The sequence below is a fragment of the Psychrobacter nivimaris genome (assembly GCF_009812035.1).
Taxonomy (GTDB): Bacteria; Pseudomonadota; Gammaproteobacteria; order Pseudomonadales; family Moraxellaceae; genus Psychrobacter; species Psychrobacter nivimaris.
On record NZ_VZIZ01000020.1, the window covers coordinates 59,756 to 82,206 of the forward strand.

The 22,451-nt window shown below is 42.4% G+C and carries 18 protein-coding genes and 1 tRNA gene; 14 read left to right on the forward strand and 5 right to left on the reverse strand.

Annotated elements, in window-relative coordinates:
• Positions 1 to 313: 313 nt before the first annotated feature.
• From FQV37_RS09150 to FQV37_RS09205, 12 genes are all read left to right on the forward strand, one after another.
• On the forward strand, positions 314 to 2,518 hold the full coding sequence (locus tag FQV37_RS09150; RefSeq protein WP_160022523.1) for a malate synthase G: 2,205 nt from the start codon (positions 314 to 316) through the stop codon (positions 2,516 to 2,518).
• 526 nt (positions 2,519 to 3,044) lie between these two features.
• On the forward strand, positions 3,045 to 4,154 hold the full coding sequence (locus FQV37_RS09155; RefSeq protein WP_160022525.1) for a porin: 1,110 nt from the start codon (positions 3,045 to 3,047) through the stop codon (positions 4,152 to 4,154).
• Positions 4,155 to 4,349: 195 nt separating this feature from the next.
• Positions 4,350 to 5,537 carry a porin gene (locus FQV37_RS09160; protein WP_205962076.1) on the forward strand — a complete coding sequence of 396 codons (1,188 nt, stop codon included), beginning with the start codon at positions 4,350 to 4,352 and terminating at the stop codon, positions 5,535 to 5,537.
• A gap of 230 nt (positions 5,538 to 5,767) precedes the next feature.
• Complete coding sequence (locus FQV37_RS09165) at positions 5,768 to 7,402, forward strand: CTP synthase (protein ID WP_160022529.1); 1,635 nt, start codon at positions 5,768 to 5,770, stop codon at positions 7,400 to 7,402.
• 215 nt (positions 7,403 to 7,617) lie between these two features.
• Entirely contained in the window at positions 7,618 to 8,493 is an 876-nt protein-coding gene (gene kdsA / locus FQV37_RS09170; protein WP_160022531.1) for a 3-deoxy-8-phosphooctulonate synthase, read from the forward strand.
• Between the two features lie 27 nt (positions 8,494 to 8,520).
• Positions 8,521 to 8,778 carry a heavy-metal-associated domain-containing protein gene (locus FQV37_RS09175; RefSeq protein ID WP_102092254.1) on the forward strand — a complete coding sequence of 86 codons (258 nt, stop codon included), beginning with the start codon at positions 8,521 to 8,523 and terminating at the stop codon, positions 8,776 to 8,778.
• A gap of 268 nt (positions 8,779 to 9,046) precedes the next feature.
• The gene (locus tag FQV37_RS09180; protein WP_160022533.1) at positions 9,047 to 9,271 is read left to right on the forward strand and encodes a heavy-metal-associated domain-containing protein; all 225 of its coding nucleotides are present in this window, start codon (positions 9,047 to 9,049) and stop codon (positions 9,269 to 9,271) included.
• Between the two features lie 228 nt (positions 9,272 to 9,499).
• Positions 9,500 to 11,857: a heavy metal translocating P-type ATPase gene (locus FQV37_RS09185; protein WP_160022535.1), complete on the forward strand. Its 2,358-nt coding sequence runs from the start codon at positions 9,500 to 9,502 to the stop codon at positions 11,855 to 11,857.
• Positions 11,858 to 12,182: 325 nt separating this feature from the next.
• Positions 12,183 to 13,499, forward strand: coding sequence for a phosphopyruvate hydratase (gene eno / locus FQV37_RS09190; protein ID WP_057761174.1), 1,317 nt, complete (start codon positions 12,183 to 12,185; stop codon positions 13,497 to 13,499).
• A 166-nt stretch (positions 13,500 to 13,665) separates the two neighbouring features.
• Positions 13,666 to 13,974 (forward strand): FtsB family cell division protein, encoded by a 309-nt coding sequence (locus FQV37_RS09195; RefSeq protein WP_057761172.1) that lies wholly within the window; start codon positions 13,666 to 13,668, stop codon positions 13,972 to 13,974.
• A 149-nt stretch (positions 13,975 to 14,123) separates the two neighbouring features.
• A complete protein-coding gene (gene ispD, locus FQV37_RS09200; RefSeq protein ID WP_240990998.1) occupies positions 14,124 to 14,852 on the forward strand; it encodes a 2-C-methyl-D-erythritol 4-phosphate cytidylyltransferase in 729 nt (242 codons plus the stop codon).
• A 431-nt stretch (positions 14,853 to 15,283) separates the two neighbouring features.
• Positions 15,284 to 15,892, forward strand: coding sequence for a BLUF domain-containing protein (locus FQV37_RS09205; RefSeq protein WP_160022539.1), 609 nt, complete (start codon positions 15,284 to 15,286; stop codon positions 15,890 to 15,892).
• 241 nt (positions 15,893 to 16,133) lie between these two features.
• On the opposite strand, the gene FQV37_RS09210 is transcribed toward FQV37_RS09205, so the two are convergent.
• The 4 genes from FQV37_RS09210 to pyrC all read right to left on the reverse strand — a co-directional run bounded on the left by FQV37_RS09210 (position 16,134) and on the right by pyrC (position 18,760).
• Positions 16,134 to 16,209, reverse strand: a tRNA-Glu gene (locus FQV37_RS09210).
• A gap of 52 nt (positions 16,210 to 16,261) precedes the next feature.
• Positions 16,262 to 16,459 carry a hypothetical protein gene (locus FQV37_RS09215; protein WP_134292217.1) on the reverse strand — a complete coding sequence of 66 codons (198 nt, stop codon included), beginning with the start codon at positions 16,457 to 16,459 and terminating at the stop codon, positions 16,262 to 16,264.
• Between the two features lie 280 nt (positions 16,460 to 16,739).
• A complete protein-coding gene (gene rnt / locus FQV37_RS09220; protein ID WP_102093081.1) occupies positions 16,740 to 17,399 on the reverse strand; it encodes a ribonuclease T in 660 nt (219 codons plus the stop codon).
• Between the two features lie 290 nt (positions 17,400 to 17,689).
• Positions 17,690 to 18,760: a dihydroorotase gene (pyrC, locus tag FQV37_RS09225; RefSeq protein ID WP_160022541.1), complete on the reverse strand. Its 1,071-nt coding sequence runs from the start codon at positions 18,758 to 18,760 to the stop codon at positions 17,690 to 17,692.
• Positions 18,761 to 19,095: 335 nt separating this feature from the next.
• On the opposite strand from pyrC, the gene FQV37_RS09230 reads away from it, so the two are divergent.
• The gene (locus FQV37_RS09230) at positions 19,096 to 20,334 is read left to right on the forward strand and encodes an argininosuccinate synthase (RefSeq protein WP_057761167.1); all 1,239 of its coding nucleotides are present in this window, start codon (positions 19,096 to 19,098) and stop codon (positions 20,332 to 20,334) included.
• Positions 20,335 to 20,479: 145 nt separating this feature from the next.
• Here FQV37_RS09230 and FQV37_RS09235 read toward each other — a convergent pair whose 3' ends face one another.
• Positions 20,480 to 21,748: a hypothetical protein gene (locus FQV37_RS09235; RefSeq protein ID WP_160022543.1), complete on the reverse strand. Its 1,269-nt coding sequence runs from the start codon at positions 21,746 to 21,748 to the stop codon at positions 20,480 to 20,482.
• 140 nt (positions 21,749 to 21,888) lie between these two features.
• Between FQV37_RS09235 and FQV37_RS09240 the strand changes: the two genes are divergently transcribed.
• A complete protein-coding gene (locus FQV37_RS09240) occupies positions 21,889 to 22,404 on the forward strand; it encodes a L,D-transpeptidase (protein WP_160022545.1) in 516 nt (171 codons plus the stop codon).
• The last annotated feature ends 47 nt before the right edge of the window (positions 22,405 to 22,451 follow it).

Sequence of the window (22,451 nt, forward strand, 5' to 3'; positions counted from 1 at the left end):
ACTATTGATCATTACTTAGTAGCGGGCGATAGGCATTATATCAAGTGCCAATCCTGTATTAAAACCTAAGAATTATAGACAGCTCTGCTTACAGACAATCCCAAAATCACAGACGCTGCATCAGACAAATTCAGTCTTAAACAGTTATTACATTAATAGATGCTCAATCACCACCAACAGTTCGCATTGTCATGTTTGCTATTTATTCACCGCAAAGCAAACTAGGGATAAATGCTCCAAGAGCACATATTTTCACACCGTTATTGTAGCAACTTAGCATTAACACACCTCACGAACAGATAAGGATAACAATATGAGCCAGTCTTCTAACGCCAATCGTATTCAAAAAGGCATTCTTGCCATCGACCAGCAATTGTATGACTTTATTGAAAACGAAGTGCTGCCGAAAGTCGGTGTTGATTCAGACAGCTATTGGTCAGGTTTTGAAAAGGTCATTAAAGAGTTTACCCCGCGTAACAAAGCGCTGCTAGAAACTCGTGACAAGATTCAAGCGCAGATTGACCAATGGCATCTGGACAACCCTGCCAAAGATGGCGAAATTGATTACCCCGTGTATAAAACATTCTTGCAAGAAATTGGCTATCTGTTACCAGAAGGTGATGATTTCAAAGTCAGTACTCAAAACGTCGATGACGAGATTGCCCATATTGCAGGTCCACAGCTGGTCGTACCAGTCCGTAATGCTCGCTACGCATTGAACGCCACCAACGCACGTTGGGGCAGTTTATATGATGCATTATATGGTACTGACGTCATCAGTGACGAAAATGGCCAACAAGCAACAGGTGGTTATAACCCAACGCGCGGTGCTGCTGTTGTTGCTTATGCCAAAGCATTTCTAGACGAACATTTTGCCTTAGCATCAGGGTCATATAACGATGTGACCGGCTTTAAAGTGGTCGATGGCAAACTTGAAATTGTCCAAGGTGATAATAGCACTGAGCTAAAAGACGCCGCGAAATTTGTTGGTTTCGTCGGTGAAGCAGAGCAGCCTACTGGTATTTTGCTCAAGAATAACGGCCTGCATGCTGAGATTCAAATCGATGGCAATCATCCAGTGGGCAAAGATGATCCAGCAAGTATTAAAGATGTACTATTAGAATCAGCGATTACGGCAATTCAAGATTGCGAAGATTCAATCGCTGCTGTCGATGCAGAAGAAAAAGTAGAAGTGTATCGTAACTGGCTTGGTCTAATGAATGGTGACTTGCAAGAAACCTTTGAAAAAGGTGGCAAGACCCGTACGCGTAAACAAAACCCAGACCGTGAATATATCAGACCAGATGGCAGCACGCTTATCCTGCCAGGCCGTTCACTACTATTGATTCGTAACGTTGGTCACTTGATGCAAAACCCAGCCATCTTGGTCGACTTGGGTAATGGGCAAGAGCAAATCTTTGAAGGTCTGATGGATGGCTTAATCACGCCGCTATTGTCTTTAAATGATTTGAAAGGTAAAACTGCGCTATCGAACTCACGCAAAGGTTCGATGTATATCGTTAAGCCAAAAATGCATGGCCCTGAAGAGGTCAAAATGGCCAATGATTTGTTCAACGCTTCAGAAGATCTATTGGGTCTAGAGCGCAATACTCTAAAAATCGGCATCATGGACGAAGAACGTCGCATGACGGTCAACTTAAAAGAAGCCATTCGCCAAGCAAAAGAGCGCGTCATCTTTATCAATACCGGCTTCTTAGATCGCACGGGTGATGAGATGCATACCAGTATGAACGCTGGGCCTTTTGTCCCTAAAGGTGATATGAAGTCACAAGCATGGCAGCCAGCCTACGAGCAGTGGAACGTTGATATCGGTCTGGAGACTGGCCTACAGGGTGTGGCTCAGATTGGTAAAGGTATGTGGGCGAAGCCAGATGAAATGAAGGAGATGATGGAGACTAAAGCCGCTCATCCAAAGTCTGGTGCGACTACTGCATGGGTTCCATCACCAACTGGAGCTACTCTGCATAGCATGCATTACCATGAGGTCGATGTGTCTGAGGTACAAGAGAAGCTAAAATCGCGGGAGCGTGCAAGCTTAGACGATATCCTGACGATTCCATTGGCTAAAGATACCAACTGGTCAGAAGAAGAGATTCAGCAGGAGCTTGAAAACAATGCTCAAGGTATCTTGGGTTATGTCGTACGCTGGGTAAATCAAGGCGTTGGTTGCTCCAAGGTGCCTGATATCAATGATGTCGGTCTCATGGAAGATCGTGCTACTTTGCGTATCTCAAGCCAACATATTGCTAACTGGTTGCATCATGGCGTGGTTAGTGAGCAGCAAGTGATGGATACGATGAAACGCATGGCCAAGGTCGTCGATGAGCAAAATGCAGGCGATGATGACTATCAATCAATGGCAGATAACTTCGATAATTCTTACGCCTTTAAAGCTGCCTGCGATTTGGTCTTTAAAGGTCGTGAGCAGCCAAGCGGCTACACTGAGCCATTATTGCATCAAGCGCGTTTAGACTTAAAAGCCAATACGCATTGCTAATTCCTTATTTATAAAAGCCATTTTAGGGCTACTTATCCATGGTTAAGTAGTCCTTCAATACTTAGTATTACTCAAGCATATTTAAAGCAATATATTTCTTTTATTTATTTATAAAAGTTACCCCTATTTGCCAATGGCGAGTAGGGGTATTTTTTTGTTTTTATCTAAATAATCGTTAAACCTTAGATTAAATATGGGTTTAAGGATTTTTCGTCATCAAAGACTTAAAAATATGTTGCAAATTATGTCAAAGTTGTTATGCTTGTATTCGAAGTATGAGTTTGGTAACGGATGTTACGCACGGAGCAATAAAGACCAACGTTTACATGGCAGTTGCGTTGTTTAATCCCAGTCATGTGTGTCATGGTTTTTTATCTTAACTGTAATAGAAATTCGCCACACTTGTTTCTGACTAATCTCGGTAGCCAGTTACACATTATATCTTTGAGGATTTGTGACGATACCATTATGGGCGCCAGCTAATAATAGCTTGCTCATTACTACAATTGTAAAGTGGAGATACCCCATGAAAAAACTACTTTTAGCGACAGCAATCGCAGCCCTATCTGTATCTGCAGCACAGGCAGCACCTACCGTTTATGGTAAAGTATTCGTTACTACTGATTACGTTAATGCTGAAATTGATGGTCAGAATATGGATAATAATAACAGAATTAATGAAGACAACGGTTCATTACAAGTTAATTCTAATCTTTCACGTTTAGGCTTCAGAGGCTCTGAAGCGATAACGGCCAACACTGACGTAATTTACCAATTAGAGTACGGCGTTAAAGTTGATGATAGTGGTAGCGATAACATTGGCTTCAAAAGTCGTGATACTTATTTAGGTTTAAAAAATAAAGACTTCGGTGAATTCCGCTTTGGTCGTAACTACACAGTCATTGACTATATCAATAACGTATCAGTTAATGAAGGTTATTGGGATAATCTTGGCTCTAGTACTCTGAACAACAACGACAGCTTTGCTAATATTTTGACCCCGACCGTTGGTAACCGTATCAATAATTCAATCGTTTGGAAAGCGCCTAAATACAATGACCTACCATTAGCGCTTGCGCTGATGTATGGTGCTGATGAAGACTTTATATCTGAGAGTGATCGTGACGCAGGCTATGGTGCCTCATTGATGTTTGATCCAGGTACAGGCATTACCGCTGGTATTGCTTATGAGCAAGACATGAGTGTTAGTGGTGATATTATCCGTGGCAGTGCTAGCGTCGATTTAGGTAAATATATCGCAGCTCCTGTAAAGTTAGGCGTTCTATATCAAGAAGCTGACTATGCCGGTACTACTACTGCAACAGAGGACGGTTTAGTGGTGAGTGCTGAAATGGGTCTTTCGAATTTTGCCCGTCCAGCCTCTGTTTATATTCAGTATGACAAAACCGACAATATCAGTGGTCTTGAGAATAATGACTCAAATCAAGTCGTTGTAGGTGGCAAATATGCGTTTAAAAATAATATGATCGCTCATGCCTATGCTGGTCTAAATTCAGCGGAATTAAACAATGGTCGTTTTGGTTCGAGAGACGAAGACGGCAATGTTAATGAAATCGACTTACGTGGTGATATTGATGTACTCGCTATCGGTGGTGGTCTAGAGTACTTATTCTAATCTAACCATTAGAATCTAAATAAAAAACTCATCCTTCGGGGTGGGTTTTTTTGTTTTGTAATCAATACTGTGTCTTGAACAACAGCGTGTCTTAAATAACAGAATCCGTAAAATTAATAATAACATTTGTGTAAACTTTGGTTTTTTCATCTTACTGTAATATTTGCTTGGTAAAGTTATGTCTAAGCAGTTCTTATGGCTCGCTATATATATGGTTTCGAAGGTATAGGACCTTGCCATTATATATCTAATGATCTTAGACCATTTATCACTCAAATCGTAAAGTGGAGATATCCTTTGAAAAAATTACTTTTAGCCACAGCCGTCGCTGCACTTTCAGTTTCTGCTGCCCATGCTGCGCCAACTGTATATGGTAAAGCATTTTTAACCTTAGATTATGTTAGTACAGACTACGATGCAGCTAACAAGACAGATGAAGATACATTTAAACTTAACTCTAATGCATCACGTATCGGTTTTAAAGGTGACGACGATTTAACTGACACCACTAAATTAGTCTATCAATTGGAATATGGTATTGATGTTGATGACGATAGCCAACAGTTTAGATCACGTAATACTTATGTAGGCTTAGCCCACAACACTTTAGGTACTGTACTAGCGGGACGCCATGATACCCCATTGAAACTTGCACAAAACAAAGTTGACGTGTTTAATGATAGCTTATTTGATATTAAAAATGCGGGTGTTTCAGGTGAATACCGTGCTAACAATATGGTGGCCTATCAATCACCTGTTATTGTCGGTATGCCAGTGAGTTTTATGGCAGCTACCGCATTATCAGAAACTGATGCCGACGGTGATATTCTCGTTTCCGCAGCATCTGGTGCGAAGCCTGCAGTCTATCGTGATAGAAAAGTAAAAGATAACGGTTATTCTGCTTTATTAGCCTATGACAAAAATGGTGTTTATCTAGCCGGTGCTTATGACAAAGACATGGGTGCTAACAATGTAAATACTGGCGTGATTGATAATACGTGGCGTTTGGTTGCTGGTTTAGATATGGGCAAAATGAATATGGTTTCGGGCTTAACTTTAGGTGCTCTATACCAACAAAGCCAATACTACGATAATTATAGCATCGTTAACAACAACCGCGTTAACAAAGCCAGTGAAGATGAAAAATCTTGGCTAATTAGTGGTAAATATAAAGTTGGTGCAACACCTTGGGCAGTTAAAGCACAGTATGTTAATACCACTGACGAAAAAGGCGTAAAAGATGCTGATGTAAATGAAATCGCAGTTGGTGGAGAATATGCATTCAATAAAGCGACCACGGGTCATATTTATGCAGGGCAAATCAGCCGTGACAATAACAAAGATGACTTGATTGTAGGTACGGGTATTGAATACAAATTCTAATCTAAACATTAGAAAACGTATTATAAAAAACTCATCCTTCGGGGTGAGTTTTTTTGTTGTGACCTTTTTAAAGCCGCAGTGGGTTATAATAGCTACGTATTTACGATGATTACGCACTTATGACAATTAAGCGTTAAAAACTGAGTGTTTTAAAGAGTTTGCGCTTTTGCCCTATATTTTGTAGCGTATTTTTAGTAAAATCCTTCTTTACCAATTACCGACAGAGTACTATGACCAAGTTTATATTTGTGACCGGTGGGGTAGTGTCCTCACTAGGAAAAGGTATTACCGCAGCCTCTCTTGCCGCAGTCCTTGAAGCACGTGGCGTGAGCGTGACGATGACCAAAATGGATCCGTATATCAACGTCGATCCAGGTACGATGAGTCCGTTCCAGCATGGCGAAGTGTTCGTCACCGAAGATGGCGCTGAGACCGATTTGGACTTGGGCTATTATGAGCGCTTCTTACGCCACTCTAAGATGAGTAAGAGCAACAACTTCACCAGTGGTCGTATCTATCAAAACGTTTTGAATAAAGAGCGCCGCGGTGAATATTTGGGTGGTACGGTACAGGTGATTCCGCATATCACTGATGAAATCAAAAGTAAAATTCTTGCCAGTGGCGAAGGCTATGATATCGCCATTATCGAGATTGGCGGTACGGTCGGTGATATCGAGTCACTTCCTTTTATGGAAGCGGTACGCCAAATGCAAGTAGAGCTTGGACGCAATCGCGCCATGCTGATGCATTTAACACTAGTGCCTTATATTGCCAGTGCAGGTGAAACCAAAACCAAACCTACTCAGCATTCAGTAAAAGAGCTACGTTCTATCGGTCTGCAGCCAGATATCTTAATCTGCCGCTCTGACCACCATATCTCACAAGACAATCGCCGCAAGATTGCGCTGTTTACCAATGTCGAAGAGCGCGCAGTCATCATGTGTGAAGATGCCCAAAGCATCTATCAAATCCCGCGCACCCTACATGAGCAAGATCTTGACGATCTCATCTGTGAGCGTTTTGGTCTTGACGTCCCTGAAGCGGATTTGAGCGATTGGGACAAAGTCGTTGAAGCCCAGCTCAATCCTGAATCCACTGTTACCGTGGCAATGGTCGGCAAATATGTCGAGCTGCCTGATGCTTATAAATCGATTAATGAAGCATTATTGCACGCGGGTATCACTCACAAGGCAGATGTGAAGATTGATTATATCGATGCCGAACGTTTAGAGGATGACGATAGCTTGTTGGCGCAGCTTAATAATGCCGATGCTATCTTGGTGCCAGGCGGCTTTGGTGAGCGCGGTACTATGGGTAAAATGAAAGCAATTACTTATGCTCGCGAAAACAATGTGCCATATTTAGGTATTTGTCTAGGTATGCAGTTGGCCGTCATCGAATACGCGCGTAATGTGATGAATATCGATGCCAACTCTTCTGAATTTGATCGCAAAACGGCTGAGCCAATCATTGGTCTCATCACTGAGTGGCTAGATGAGCGCGGTGAGCTACAGATTCGCAGTGATGATTCAGATCTTGGCGGCACCATGCGTTTAGGCGCACAGCAAGCTGAGCTGGTCGCTGGTAGCAAGCTGAGCCAAATCTATGGCGCTAGCAATATCACTGAGCGTCATCGCCATCGTTACGAGATGAACAATCGTTATATCGAGCCGTTAGAGCAAGCAGGCATGACGATATCGGGTTATTCTGCCAAGCAGCATTTGGTCGAGTCAGTTGAGATTAGCGAGCATCCATGGTTTATCGCGGTACAGTTCCACCCTGAATTTACCAGCTCGCCACGTGGTGGTCATCCACTGTTTAACAGCTTTGTAAAAGCCGCGAAGAACCATAGCGAAGCAAAATAACTCTCAGAATGTAATGTATATTGAAAGCGTTTATTATAAAAAAGACTGATCTTCGGATTGGTCTTTTTTTTGCTTAACTCAGGCCGTTTGTTGTTATTACCGAGTCAACATCCTCATTAATGACGTCTAATTACGCTTGCATACTTTTTTTAATCAGCCTATCGGTTACAATATGGGACAGAGATATTAATAACAAAATAAGAGGTAATGGCTTCATGGAAAACTTATTGACCGCACAATCACATATCACGCTCAACACTCCTAACAACGATACGATTAACATTGGTAACGACCAGCCGTTTGTATTGTTCGGTGGTATGAATGTTTTAGAGTCTAAAGAATTGGCATTTGAGATTGCTGAGCAGTATGTTGATATTTGCCAGCGCTTGGGTATCGGCTATGTTTTTAAAGCCAGCTTTGATAAAGCCAATCGCTCAAGTCTGCATTCGTATCGTGGGCCCGGTTTAGAGCAGGGTATCGATTGGCTAGGTCAGATCAAAGAAAAATTCCAAGTACCGATTATCACTGATGTACATGAACCACATCAAGCAGCACCAATCGCTGAAGTGGCTGACATTATTCAGCTACCTGCATTTTTGTCGCGTCAGACAGATTTAGTGCATGCGATGGCAAAAACAGATGCCATTATTAATATCAAAAAGGCGCAGTTTTTGGCCCCTCATGAGATGCGTCATATCGTTAATAAGTGCCTAGAAGGTGGTAATGATAAATTGATACTTTGTGAGCGTGGTAGTGCTTTTGGCTATAATAATCTGGTCGTGGATATGCTTGGTTTTGATACCATGAAGCAGATGGATATACCGGTATTCTTTGATGTGACGCATAGCTTACAACAGCCAGGTGCACGTAGTGATAGTGCTGGTGGACGTCGTGAGCAGATTACAACGCTTGCCCGTGCAGGTATGGCTACAGGATTGGCAGGGTTATTTTTAGAAGCGCATCCAAACCCAGAAACTGCAAAATGTGATGGTCCATGTGCGCTGCGTATGAGCCAACTAGAGCCGTTCTTACGTCAGCTTAAGCAAATTGATGATTTGGTCAAAGGTTTTGAAGTATTGGATACTCATTGATACGGTACGTAATAAGAGGGCTATACAATGGCAATTCAAATGGCACAAGTAAGCATCGAAAATATCGATGATGCAGAAGGCTTAGATAGCGTAATGACCGCGCTTAAGAATATCTCAGGCGTGACGGCTATTAATTTGGATCCCAAGCATAATGTCGCAACAGTAAGCTATGATGATACAGATACTAGTATCCATGCCTTAACAGCAGCGATTAGTATGGTGGACTATGTGACTCAGCCATTTCCGATTGACTCACCGCAGAACCCGCACCATAACGATTTATAATTACAAATAGCTATTGCTATAAATTTGTTGATGCGCTCTTTTACGTTTTTATTAATAAGTTGCTGCCTCGTTAATAACATCTCGTTAATAGCATCTCGTTAATAAAGCAACAACCAAACGGCCTTGTTGTCGAGGATAATAGGGCTTATGCTTATTTAATGTAGCTTTGATAGTTGCTCTTACTTTGATAACTTAAAAAATATCAAAGTTATTATTAACAGAATCACTATTAGAGTTGCTCATTACTAATAAAAATAAGGAGCCCAATATGGCAGATCAAACACGTATTATTAAAATTGATGGTATGACCTGTGGCGGATGCGTAGCAAGCGTACATACGGCAACAGCCGATATTGATGGATTAGAGACTATTACTGTTGACCTAGCTGATAACCTAGCGACGGTCACCTTTGATGATAGCAAAACCAGTGCAGAAGCGATTGCTTCGGCCATTGATGAGGCTGGATTTGAGGCGACTGTCGCTAATTCATAAATGTCGTCATCTATCTACAAAACCAGCTACCATGTTATTACTGGCATGATAGCTGGTTTTTTAATGGTTAACGATTATGAGTATTTAGCATTGATACATTGCTACTTTGTCTAAAATACTCATACTGAATACAATATAACCCAATTGCTTTATTTGAATTTTTTGCCCACCCACTGATATTTTATCGTGGTTTCTACAAATTTATAGGCACCATGACGAGTTTTATTTATGAACGATACCACCCGTACTACCAAAGATGAGTCTTATGATGTCGAAACTGATGTTGAGTCCAACACGCCACTGACACCGCAACGCGCGCATTTGCAATTGGCGATTGATGGCATGACTTGTCAGGCCTGCGCCTCGAGAATCGAGAAAGTACTTAACAAAAAGCCTTCGGTGTACGAGGTAAGTGTGAGTTTTGCTGGCGAGACCGCCAATGTTGATTATGATCCAACCCAGACGACGCCTGAACAGTTGACGGAGTGGGTAAATAAAACAGGCTTTGTGGCTAATGTGCAGGAAGCCGATAGCTTATTTGCTCAGACTGACGAAGATACCGCCACTCAATACCCATGGCGTTTGATCGGATTATGGGTTTGTTTGGTGCCATTTTTGGTGGGTATGGCAGGTATGTTGACGGGTTTTGGTATGGCGTGGATGCCGCCAGTCTGGGTGCAATTTATTTTAGCGACTGTAGTACAGTTTGGTTTAGCGCTACCGTTTTATAAGAGTGCATGGGCATCTATAAAAGGTGGCCTTGCCAATATGGATGTACTGGTGGTCATCGGTACAGTGACGATATGGGCATATTCTACGTATCTATGGCTCACGCACGGCGATGGTACTTTAAACAGCTTGTTGCAAAGTGGGTATTTGGGTGGACACGGTGCTAGTAACAGCCCAGCCGTATATTTTGAAGCAGGGGTGATGGTCATTGCCTTTGTGCGTACAGGTAAATATCTTGAGGAACGTACCAAGAAGCACAGCCTAAACAGTATTGATTTATTATTGTCATTGACACCTGATGAAGTAGAGCAGCAGCAGCCAAATGGTGAATTTCATAATATTGCGTTATCTGATGTGCAAGTAGATGACGTCCTACGTGCAAAGCAAGGCAGCCGCGTCGCTACAGATGGTACCGTCATAGAAGGCAGCGGTTGGTGCGTGGAGAGTCATTTAACTGGTGAGTCGGTAGCCCTCAAAAAAGAACAAGGTGATGGATTGCTGGCAGGTGCCTTGGTAGAGAATGGCAGTCTACTGTATCGTGTCAGTGCAAAGGGTAGCGACACGAAACTCGGCGATATGGTACAAGCGTTGAGTGATGCACAAGGCTCAAAAGCCAATCTAGCGCGTCTCGCGGATCGAGTAACGGCTATTTTTGTCCCTGTAGTGGTAACGATTGCGTTGGTTACTTTTGGGGTCACATGGTGGCTAACAGGTATGGTTGATACTGCTTTAATGCACGCAGTATCGGTATTGGTCATTGCTTGTCCTTGTGCACTTGGTTTGGCCACGCCAGCGGCAATTATGGCGGGTATGGGCGTTGCTGCGCGTCATGGTGTGTGGTTCAAGGATGCGCAAAGTCTTGAGGCAGCAGGTAATATAGATACGGTAGTACTCGATAAAACAGGTACATTGACTATTGGCAAACCTACTATCGTCGATCATGTCATGGTGGATAAATCACTTGCTGTGGACGATGTATTGCAGATTGCGGCCAGTGTCGAAGCGCACGCCAGTCATCCATTAGCAACGGCTCTCGTCAATACGGCTAAAGACCGTCAATTAAATCTATTTGATGTGACTGACATCAGTGTGATAAAAGGCGCTGGTATACAAGCAAATATCGAAGGTCTTGGGCTGATAAAAGTGGGTACGGCAGAGTTTGCGAACTTGACGTTGCCAAGATTCATGCCAAAAGTATGGCAAATTGCGAGCACTGTTGCGATTAGTATCAATGATGAGCCATTAGGCGCGTTTGCCCTAGCTGATGACTTAAAGGCAGATACGCCGCAAGCAATCGCTGCACTACAAGGTGCGGGTATTAATGTGATTCTGATGAGTGGTGATAAGCAGTCCGTCGTCGATCATGTAGCAGGACAGTTGGGTATTGATAAGGCTTATGGCAAGATGAGCCCGCGTGATAAGGCCAGTCAAATTGCACTATTGCAAACTGCTGGTCATAAGGTAGCGATGGCAGGAGACGGCGTCAACGATGCACCAGCGATGGCTACTGCCGATGCCAGTTTTGCGATGTTTGAGGGAACTGATGTCGCTCAGCATAGTGCCTCTGCACGTCTCATGGGTGAGTCGCTCATGCATATCGATGCCGCGCAAAAAATCGCTCAAGCAACGCTACGCAATATCAAGCAAAATTTGTTCTTTGCCTTTATTTATAACTGTCTTGGGATTCCACTTGCTGCGTTTGGATTTTTGAATCCGATGATTGCGGCGGCAGCTATGGCACTTAGTTCTATCTCAGTTTTGATGAATGCGCTACGATTGACACGTTTTAAAACAGAGGTTGAGCTAGATAATACGGTATCTGCCCCGCACACCAATGAAACGCGTTTGGTGAAATAATAATTGCTGTATTAGCGCTGATTTTTCATCAACGCAGACCAAACAAGTATTTGAGATATCCCTATCTATGATGATATTTATGACCGCAAGTCAGTGTAAGATAAGGGAAGTTTGGCAAAATATATGCTATGATGCCAAGCACGATAGCCAACCGTTAATCTGTTCAATAAGCTTTCCTTCATATGCAAATATAGTCATATGGCAGAAAGGCTTGAAGGGATTCTAGATATATTGGCTATATGATATTTTGCTTTATCTTTTTTGTATGCTAGCTGCCGTTATTTATCTCACAAACTTGGCATGACCAAAGGAATTAACAGACATTATGTACGCTGAAGAAACCAACAACGTCACCGCAATTAAAGACATTCGCGCTCGTGAAATTTTAGACTCGCGCGGCAACCCAACTATCGAAGCTGATGTTATTTTAGCTGACGGTACCGTCGGCCGTGCTGCTGCTCCAAGTGGCGCATCAACAGGCTCACGTGAAGCGCTTGAGCTACGTGATGGCGACAAGACCCGCTTTATGGGTAAAGGCGTCAAAAAAGCCGTTTCTAATGTCAACAGTCAAATCCGCAGTGCCTTGATTGACAAAGATGTGACTGAGCAACAGGCTATTGATGATGCCATGATTGCGCTAGATGGTACAGAAAACAAAGAAAGCTTGGGCGCCAATGCCATGCTTGCGGTGTCACTTGCGACTGCAAAAGCCGCAGCCAAATCACAGAATCTGCCATTACATCAATACATCGCTAATCTACGTAATCAAACGTCGTTGACCATGCCTGTACCGATGATGAACATCTTGAACGGCGGTGAGCACGCGGACAACACAGTTGATATCCAAGAGTTTATGATTGAGCCTGTGGGCTTCACAAGCTTCTCAGAAGCGCTACGTGCTGGTACAGAGATTTTCCATAGCTTAAAGTCAGTATTGAAATCACAAGGTCTAAACACTGCCGTTGGTGATGAAGGTGGTTTTGCACCGAACCTACGTAGCAACGAAGAAGCTATCACGGTTATCATGCAGGCGATTGAGCAAGTTGGCTACAAAGCTGGTGAAGATATTCATCTTGCGCTAGATTGTGCGGCTAGTGAATTTTACAAAAACGGTCAATACGTTTTGGCAGGTGAAGGTAATAAAGCCTTTGATAGCCAAGGGTTCTCAGATTACCTAGTTGGGCTGGCACGTCAGTATCCTATTATCTCTATCGAAGATGGTCTTGATGAGTCAGATTGGGATGGTTGGAAGTATCTGACCGAACAAATTGGCGATAAAGTCCAATTGGTTGGGGATGATTTGTTCGTAACCAATCCTGCAATCTTGCAAGAAGGTATCGATAAACACATTGCCAATGCAATTTTGATTAAATTTAATCAAATTGGCACCTTGTCAGAAACGCTAGATGCGATTTATATGGCTAAGAAAAATGGCTATGCAACTATCATTTCACATCGTTCAGGTGAAACGGAAGACAGCACCATTGCAGACTTGGCTGTTGGTACCGCTGCTGGTCAAATCAAAACCGGCTCACTATGCCGTTCAGACCGCGTAGCGAAGTACAATCAATTGCTACGTATCGAGCAGCAAGTACGCGCAAGCTATCGTGGCCGTGAAGAATTTATCGGTCTACGTGGCTAAGAGTTTGACTGGCTCTTTGGCGTATAATATACGTTAAGTAATATACGTTAAAAAGCCTAGACTCATCAGCTGAAGTCAATACTTGGGCGATATATAATCATTTTTATATCGCCTAATCAGCTTAAAATTTACTATCCTCTTTTATACCGTTTGGCGTTATCACCTTATGAAATATTTTAGCCAATTTATACTACTTGCTTTAGCCGTTGCAGTGCTTTTAGGACTGCAATATCAGTATTGGTTGGGTGAAAATGGCCGCTTTGAACATAATAAGTTGACGGCTCAAATTGAAGAGCAACAACGCTTGAATGACAATCAAGTTGCAGCAAACAACTTACTACGCACCGATGTTCAAGATTTAAAAACAGGACTTGAGGCCGTAGAAGAGCATGCTCGCTTAGATTTAGGTTTAATCAAACCCAATGAGACTTTTGTCCAAGTATCCACCGCACCAACCACGCACAGCAACTATTAGCTTTGTATATACACTAATTTTTACGACATGAATTAATTTTCATGATGCAGCATCATAATGTTGTTATCTGACACCATTCGTCATACTTAATGCCTGCTTTGATCCTCTCTACATATACTGTCATGGGCTTAAACCATGAGTACACTACTATGAATACAATCCCTAATATACATGCCATGATCGTTGCAGCTGGTCGCGGCAGCCGTTTTGGTGCGTCTATCGCCAAACAATATACAATGCTAGAAGGTCAGACGCTGTTGCAGCATAGCGTGGCACGACTTGCTTGTAGTGATTACATCGATAGGTGTCTATTGGTCATATCAGCCGATGACAGCACGGCTCAACAATTAGAGTTTGCCCTTCGTGTACACTATGCAGTCGGCGGAGCAGAGCGTTGGCAGTCAGTACAAGCAGGCGTTGAAGCAATTAGTCAGACAGGTGCTGATGATTCAGATTTGGTGCTTATTCACGATGCGGCACGTCCCGCTGTACCGAATGTAGATATCGATCAAGTGATTGAAGCAGCGATGCTGGAGCCTTACGGCGCTATCTTAGCGACACCAGTGGCCGATACGTTAAAAGCTTCCTATCAGCCAGCTATCTCCGCAGAAGAGAGTCGTCCACATTCTTATACCAAATCTACCATGGATCGTAGCAACATGTGGCAAGCACAAACCCCGCAAGTTTTTCGCTTAGGTCAATTGAAAAAAGTCCTAAATTATGTGTTTGAGCATCAGCTAAGTATCACAGATGAAGCCAGTGCTTTTGAACAACTAGGTTTTCCAATACGCTTAGTCTCTGGTAGTCGCCAAAATATCAAATTGACCTATCCTGATGATGCGGTACTGTTAACAGCGATTATGGCGCTTCAGTCTTAGCCTCAATCCTACTTCCGCTAACGAGCATCAGTTTTACTCCTTTTATACTTAATGGTGGCAATGATAAGCATTATGGCTTCAGTAATCACTATATCCTCGTTAAAATTTTCTATACTATTCTTAAAAATCAATGAATTCAAAAATAATCTATTACTAAAACCTATACCGAGAATACATATAATCTACTTTGGAATATAATATGGTTGTTACATATGTTTTTTGTGTCTGAGCGGGCCTATGTTCAGTAATAGGTTGCTTTAATGACCAAACTAACCTATGATGTAACTAACTTAATACAATTAATATAAAAACTTATAAAATCAATAATATATCAGACCGATTCATTACACTTAGTTATGTTGTCTCTATATTTTTTCTGAAGTTAGTATGATTGTTTTAGCGACATTTACCTGATAATAGGGAGAAGCTGATTGTCAACAATCAACGATTCAACAAATCCAGTAACGCCAGATCTCTGCCAGCTTGTATATATAAGCCGGATTACCTCTACTGGTCTTTCAAGTCCTAGTACGCTTAATGATATCTCAGAGACCGCGGTTGAACGCAATCAAATAGATAATGTCACGGGTATTCTTTGCTATGGCAATGGCTACTTTTTACAGTGTGTCGAAGGCTCAGAGCAGGCACTAACCAATCTAAAAAATCGTTTGTTGGTAGATGATCGACATAAAGAATTAAAGATTTTAGACTTTTCTGAAATTACCAAACGTCGTTTTGCCAGTTGGTCATTACGTTCGATTACCCTTGAGCGTTGGATGACTAAAGAGCCTGAGCTTAAAAAGTTAATGCCATTTAAGCCGTATGAGTGGGGTTCTAATGAGTGGCAGAAGTTCTTAGACATATTGCAGGGCTACTATGAAGAGCAAACGAGAACAGGTAACGTCGATACGCCACCTGTCAAATATAGTACGCTAGGGGTCACTTTAAGTAAGGTTGTAGAGCAGCATCAGGCGTTCTTTTTAATCCAGACGATATTGGGATTGATGATAGTGGCTACGTTGCTATGGTTACTGCTGTAATCGATAGATATGAATAAAGTTCCCATTGAGCCAAGCTATATTTATAATTAATAAGACAATCAAATAGAAAAAGCCAGCATTCAATTGATGCTGGCCTTTTTCATTTAAAAGAATAAGTTGGCTTTTAATGAGAGACATAAAAAAACCCAGTTCATAATAAATTATGAACTGGGTTTTTGGTGGTACGCTTGCTAGTCTAATCTAATGCTAAGCAATAGGGCTAACAAGTGACGCCAAATAGTGGCGTCCCCAGGGGGATTCGAACCCCCGTTACCGCCGTGAAAGGGCGGTGTCCTAGGCCTCTAGACGATGGGGACTAGTAACAACACTTCAACTGCTTTCACCATTTATGCTGAAGTGGTGCGTATTTTAATAGCGACGGCGCTTCCTGTCAAGCCTTTTTCTACGTCTTTTTAAAATTAAATATCTTTTTTTAATTGCGCGACGAGGATGTAGGTCATTTCGCTTTAAATGATAGCGAATCCATAAAGAAGTACAGGCGCTAATCGTCAATGCAAGCAGCATATAGCCGAGAATGGTGCCCCATAACTTGAGCTGTGGATCCATAATAAAGTCCCTCCTATTAATCTTGATAGTGCTTGCTATCAAGACAGTGTGAGCAACTTGAACCATCTATAGGATATAACTACATCGCTTAAGAGTGATATTTTATCATCAGACCGTTATTCATATCGAATAGAACAACTATGTCTGTAATCAATAAATAGTTCCGTCTATTTATTATGATATCAATCATATCCCTATTGATTGCCAAATCAAGATGTCAAAGTCATCAAGTATTACAAATAGCACTATTATGTATGATTGGCAATATAGGATATGTGACTTATTGACTGTCGCTATCAGTTGACTCTTCTTTCGCGTCTTCATTGTGTAGCGCATTGGCCAACATGGGATAGCTATTCAGTATATGACAGAATAGCTCAGCAGTCTTTTGAGTGTCATACAGAGCTGAGTGAGCATTCTTACCATCGAACTCTAACCCTGCTGCCTTACAAGCGCGTGCTAGGACCGTTTGACCAAAGGCTAATGCTGATAAGGTAACGGTATCGAATACTGAAAAGTTATGAAATGGATTGTGGTTTTTGCTATTGGTTCGTAGCACAGCTGCATTCAAAAAAGCCAAGTCAAAATGGGCATTGTGTCCAATTAAGACACATTGACGGCATTCTTCATCACGGCGTACGTCTTTTAACCCTTTAAAGATGCGGCGCAATGCTGTTTTTTCATCTTCAGCAATGGCTTTGCGCATTGGATTTTTAGGGTCAATACCCGTAAATGCAAGCGCACTTGGCTCTAAATTTGCGCCTTCAAAAGGCTCGATATGAGCGTTAAAAGCTTCACCTGGATAAAATACACCTTGCTCATTCAGTAAGACGGGAATACAGGCAATTTCTAACAGGGCATCGGTCTGGGCGTTGAAGCCTGCTGTTTCCACATCGACGACGACAGGCAAGAACTTACGAAAACGGTCTTTTAAGGCCATAGGCGCTTGCTCATCTGTCTCTGAAGCTGCATCTTTCGGGGAATTGCTTAGAGTCGCATCAAGACTAGCAGATTTAGGGTTTGATAAGTCTTCGTCAGGCAAGGTCGCTATGTTTTGATTGGTCATATAAAGTTAAATCGCTTTTATCAGTCGTACTAATATATTGAATAAGAAATAAGCATCCTATGATACTAATTGCACCTCTAGTACAAATAACTCCAGTACAAAGGCACCATTAATATCATAAGATAAAATAATAGGTTACTTTTGAATGCTAAGCTTGGTGGGTATTAAACTTTGATTGACCAAGGTAGCGTCTCACCTGCCATTAGGGGAGTCACTGATGCGCCATCAAAATAAGGATAGTCAGTTGGTACTTGCATAGGCGTGTTGACAAGCGTGACAGTGCTTTCATTTAGAGGCAAGCCGTAGAACTGAGCGCCAAAACGACTGGCAAAGCCTTCTAACTTATCTATTTTTCCAACACTATCAAAGGCGGTCGCATATAAAGGCAGCGCCGTGGCTGCACTATAGCAACCTGCACAACCACAAGCGGCTTCTTTTTTGTCTGTCGCATGTGGTGCAGAGTCAGTGCCTAAGAAGAACTTTGGATTACCACTAGTGGCCACATCTAATAGCACTTTTTGATGGCTCTCACGCTTTAAAATAGGTAGGCAATAAAAGTGCGGTTTGATGCCACCAACCAATAAATGATTGCGGTTGAACATCAAGTGCTGCGGCGTAATAGTCGCAGCAACATGGTTACCTTGTGACAATACAAAATCTGCCGCATCACTGGTAGTGATGTGTTCTACCACGATTTTTAGTGTAGGGAATTTGACGATAATCTGAGCCAACACTTCGTCTAAGAAACGCTTTTCGCGATCAAAAATATCTACGTGGTCTTGGGTGACTTCGCCATGTATCAGTAGTGGTAAGTTGTGCTTTTCTAATGCTTCAAACACATCGACGCAAGCATTAATATTGGTGACACCGTCTGCGGAGTTGGTAGTTGCTCCAGCAGGATAGAGTTTGACAGCTTGTACGATACCTGACTGCGCTGCCAACTCAATATCTTGGGCAGTGGTGTTATCCGTTAAGTATAGAGTCATACGCGGATCGAAAGCTGACTTGCGCTCAAGACTTAAATCACTTGCTGCTAATTGCTCCATGATACGTGCGCGGTAGGCAATAGCCTCTTGTGCATTTTTGACTGGAGGCACCAGGTTTGGCATACAGATGACACGGTTAAAGCTGCTTGCTGCATGCGGTACGGTCGTGCTCAAAGCGAGATCGTCACGCAAATGAATGTGCCAGTCATCTGGCTGAAGGATGGTCAATTCTCTAATCGAATCAGTCATAGTGTCAAAGCGCTCTATATCGTCAAATAAAGGAAACAAAAGGGAGTGATACTGTGGGTCTATCATAACAGATTTGCCTACTTGACTAAATATAAGGCTAGATATCTGTACATAATTCATCGAGCTAAGGTTAGTATCCTGTCATTAAATGATGTTTAAATTCTAGTGGCAAAAATGAGGTTGACTAGAATTTAAGTCAAAAGCGCACGCCTTATGGCAGTTAGACTTTTGCCCATAGTAAATATGATGTACACTGAGCAGGTAATTATCGTTCGACTTGCTTTCGATTTGATCGTCGCCTTTTCTAAAACTATATTTCATAATGGGAGTTCTTCATGGCTCAACTTGATCCAAAAAATATTAATAAAATCGTCTTGGCTTATTCAGGTGGTCTTGATACCTCAATCATCGCCAAATGGCTACAAGAAACTTATGATGCGGAAGTAATCACCTTTACCGCTGATATCGGTCAAGGCGAAGAAGTTGAGCCAGCACGAGCCAAAGCTCAAGCAATGGGTATCAAGCATATCCATATCGAAGATTTGCGCGAAGAGTTCGCTCGTGATTATGTATTCCCTATGTTCCGTGCTAACGCCATTTACGAAGGTGAGTACTTGCTAGGTACGTCTATTGCTCGTCCATTGATTGCCAAGCGCTTGGTTGAGATTGCTAAAGAGCATAACGCCGATGCCATCAGCCATGGTGCGACTGGTAAAGGCAATGACCAAGTTCGTTTTGAGCTAGGTGCTGTTGCTTTGTCACCAGACGTAGTAACTATTGCTCCTTGGCGCGAGTGGGATCTATCAAGCCGTGAAAGTTTGATGAAATATGCTGAAGAGCATGATATCGCCATTGATTATGCGGGCAATAAGAAAAAATCTCCTTACTCAATGGATGCGAATTTACTGCACATCTCTTATGAAGGCGGTGTTCTAGAAGAACCGTATACTGAAGCAGAAGATGACATGTGGCGCTGGTCTGTCAGCCCAGAAGAAGCACCTGATGAAGCGCAATATCTAGAACTAGAATACGAAAAAGGCGACATCGTTGCTATCGATGGTGAAGCACTTAAGCCTTATGAAGTCATGATTAAGCTGAACGAAATCGGTGGCAAACACGGTATCGGCCGTTTAGATATCGTTGAAAACCGTTACGTAGGCATGAAGTCACGTGGTTGCTATGAGACGCCAGCGGGTACTATTATGTTAAAAGCGCATCGAGGTATTGAGTCGTTAACGCTTGATCGTGAAGCTGCCCATCTAAAAGATGAGCTAATGCCACGCTATGCAAAAATCATCTACAATGGCTATTGGTTCAGCCCTGAACGTATGATGCTACAAGCATTGATTGACAAGTCACAAGAATACGTCAACGGTACTGTACGTGTAAAACTGTATAAAGGTAGCGTGAGCGTCGTCGGCCGTAAATCTGACGATTCATTATTTGATGAAAAAATCGCTACTTTCGAAGATGATGCGGGTGCTTATGACCAAAAAGACGCAGAAGGCTTTATCCGTCTAAATGGCCTACGTTTAGCTATCGAAGCTAGCCGTGGTCGTGATTTATCTAAGTAAGTTTTTGGGCTACTGATAGTCAATTCGTAACTTAGATCGCACAACAAAAAAGAGACTCTATATTGATAGGGTCTCTTTTTTTATGGCTAATAAATGATTGCTAAAACCATCACTTTTAGAATAGCTGTCTTAATAGTAAAGCTTTTTACTCAGCTTTTTCTGTCTCTGCAACACCAGATTCATCTTCGTCTACCATTACAATGGCCACATCTTGCTGTTGGCGTTCATCAATAGCGTCTTGTTCTAATACTTCTTCAGTTGCCAGGATCGCACCGTCAGATTTTTGCGATTGGTACTTTAAGGTAGCGAGTGCACCAAGCACACCAACGACAAGTATGATGATAAGAATGACAGGATTTTTCCATAGCGGTGTAGAAGCTTCATACTCGATGGGCTTTTCACTAGTGGTGGTCGGTGTATTGTCATTATTGCCGCCGATTAGTCCCAAACTTACTAAAGGCGGTTTAGGCGGATTGGCTGGTTCAGAGTTAACGCGCAGTCGATTTCGACTGAGATAGATATCTGAGATTTTGGCTAATTGAAGCAGCCAACGTTGATGTGGTAAGGCAACGGCATGCATCTCCGTAAATACCAGCATATCGTTGTGACGACCCTGCTGTAGATTGTCAGGTGAGCGCCCAATGGCTTTTAGATAATTACCTGTTGCCATTTGCATGTCTTGCACAGGTTCATAGTCTTCAGGTTTAAATCCAGTCAGCTTATACCAGTAAGGATCAAAAGGAGGTGGAGTGCTTGATAGCCGCTCAACATTTAATAACGTACGCTCCGCATTATTCTCTGAGTTGTTCTCTATCGCTTCAACAGCTTCAGTAGTTGATTCGGGCAGGTCACTATTGCTTTCTGTCTCAGCAGATAAGGTGTGCGTATGCTCTGGGCTAAATCGGGCCGTTGATAAAAACTGTGGTTGTAGTGCAAACCATTTATTGATCTCATCACTGTCTAGTTGACTGTATTCTGTCAGGATAGCCAATTCACGCAGTACAATCACGCACAATGAGGTGAGTAGAGTTTGAGCCTGCTGCGTCGTTGCATCAATCTTCTCAGCGATATGTTCGCTTGCCTTTATGACACGGGCATTATCGCTAAATACAGCATCTGCTGCATCGTGACGATGGTAGAGTGTGGCGCTAATGGTGGCAAAGTTCATTGAGTTATACTGTCGTAACTCTTTGACAGCACCACGACCAAACAGCTTTTTGCTGACTGCTTGTCCCTGATGACGCTGCTGATAGGCGAGCAATGCACTTACGATGGCTTGTAGACTGGCATCCATCCCTAAGCGAGCTTGCGGTAGAGAGAGCTGTGCCGCATCGGCCAAAAGTGACAGCATAGGCTGGGTATCATGATATAAAAAATCATACATCGACACACGTGTCGGTGAAATAGTCGTCATAATCTGCTAGCATCAAAAAGTGTGCCCCTATATTACGGTGCCAAATGTCTTGATACAATCCCTTGATAATAGAAATTTTCAATCATTTTACTAATAACCTTGATAGTAATCTGATGAATGACTGATAGTCGGAAGCATTTATGACCAATAATAAGACGCTTGATAAACAACTCGTGATTAATATCGCTGAGCAAACATTGACGATGTACCAGCAGCAAACTGAGGTTGCGAGATACGTAGTCTCCACTGCAAAGAATGGTATTGGTAGTCAGCAGGATAGTGGTTGCACACCGCTCGGTAGGCATATCATTGAACAAAAAATAGGTGGTAGCGAGCCTATGAATGCGGTATTTGTCGGGCGTGTACCGACAGGTGAGATATACGATACAAATCTTGGTGAGCTACATCCCAAGCGTGACTGGATATTGAGCCGTATTCTTTGGTTAAGCGGTCTTGAAGAAGGGTTAAACAAAGGTAGCAATAGCCAAGGTGGTTGCGATACTTATGAGCGCTATATCTATATTCACGGCACACCAGATACTGAACCAATGAGTATTCCGCTATCACATGGCTGTATCCGTATGCGTAATACAGATATCGTGGAATTATTTGAGCAAGTCGAAGAGGGTATGCCAGTAATGATCATTGTAGATTAACTAAGATTAATCGTGCTTATTATTTCTATATTTCTATAGCATATTTA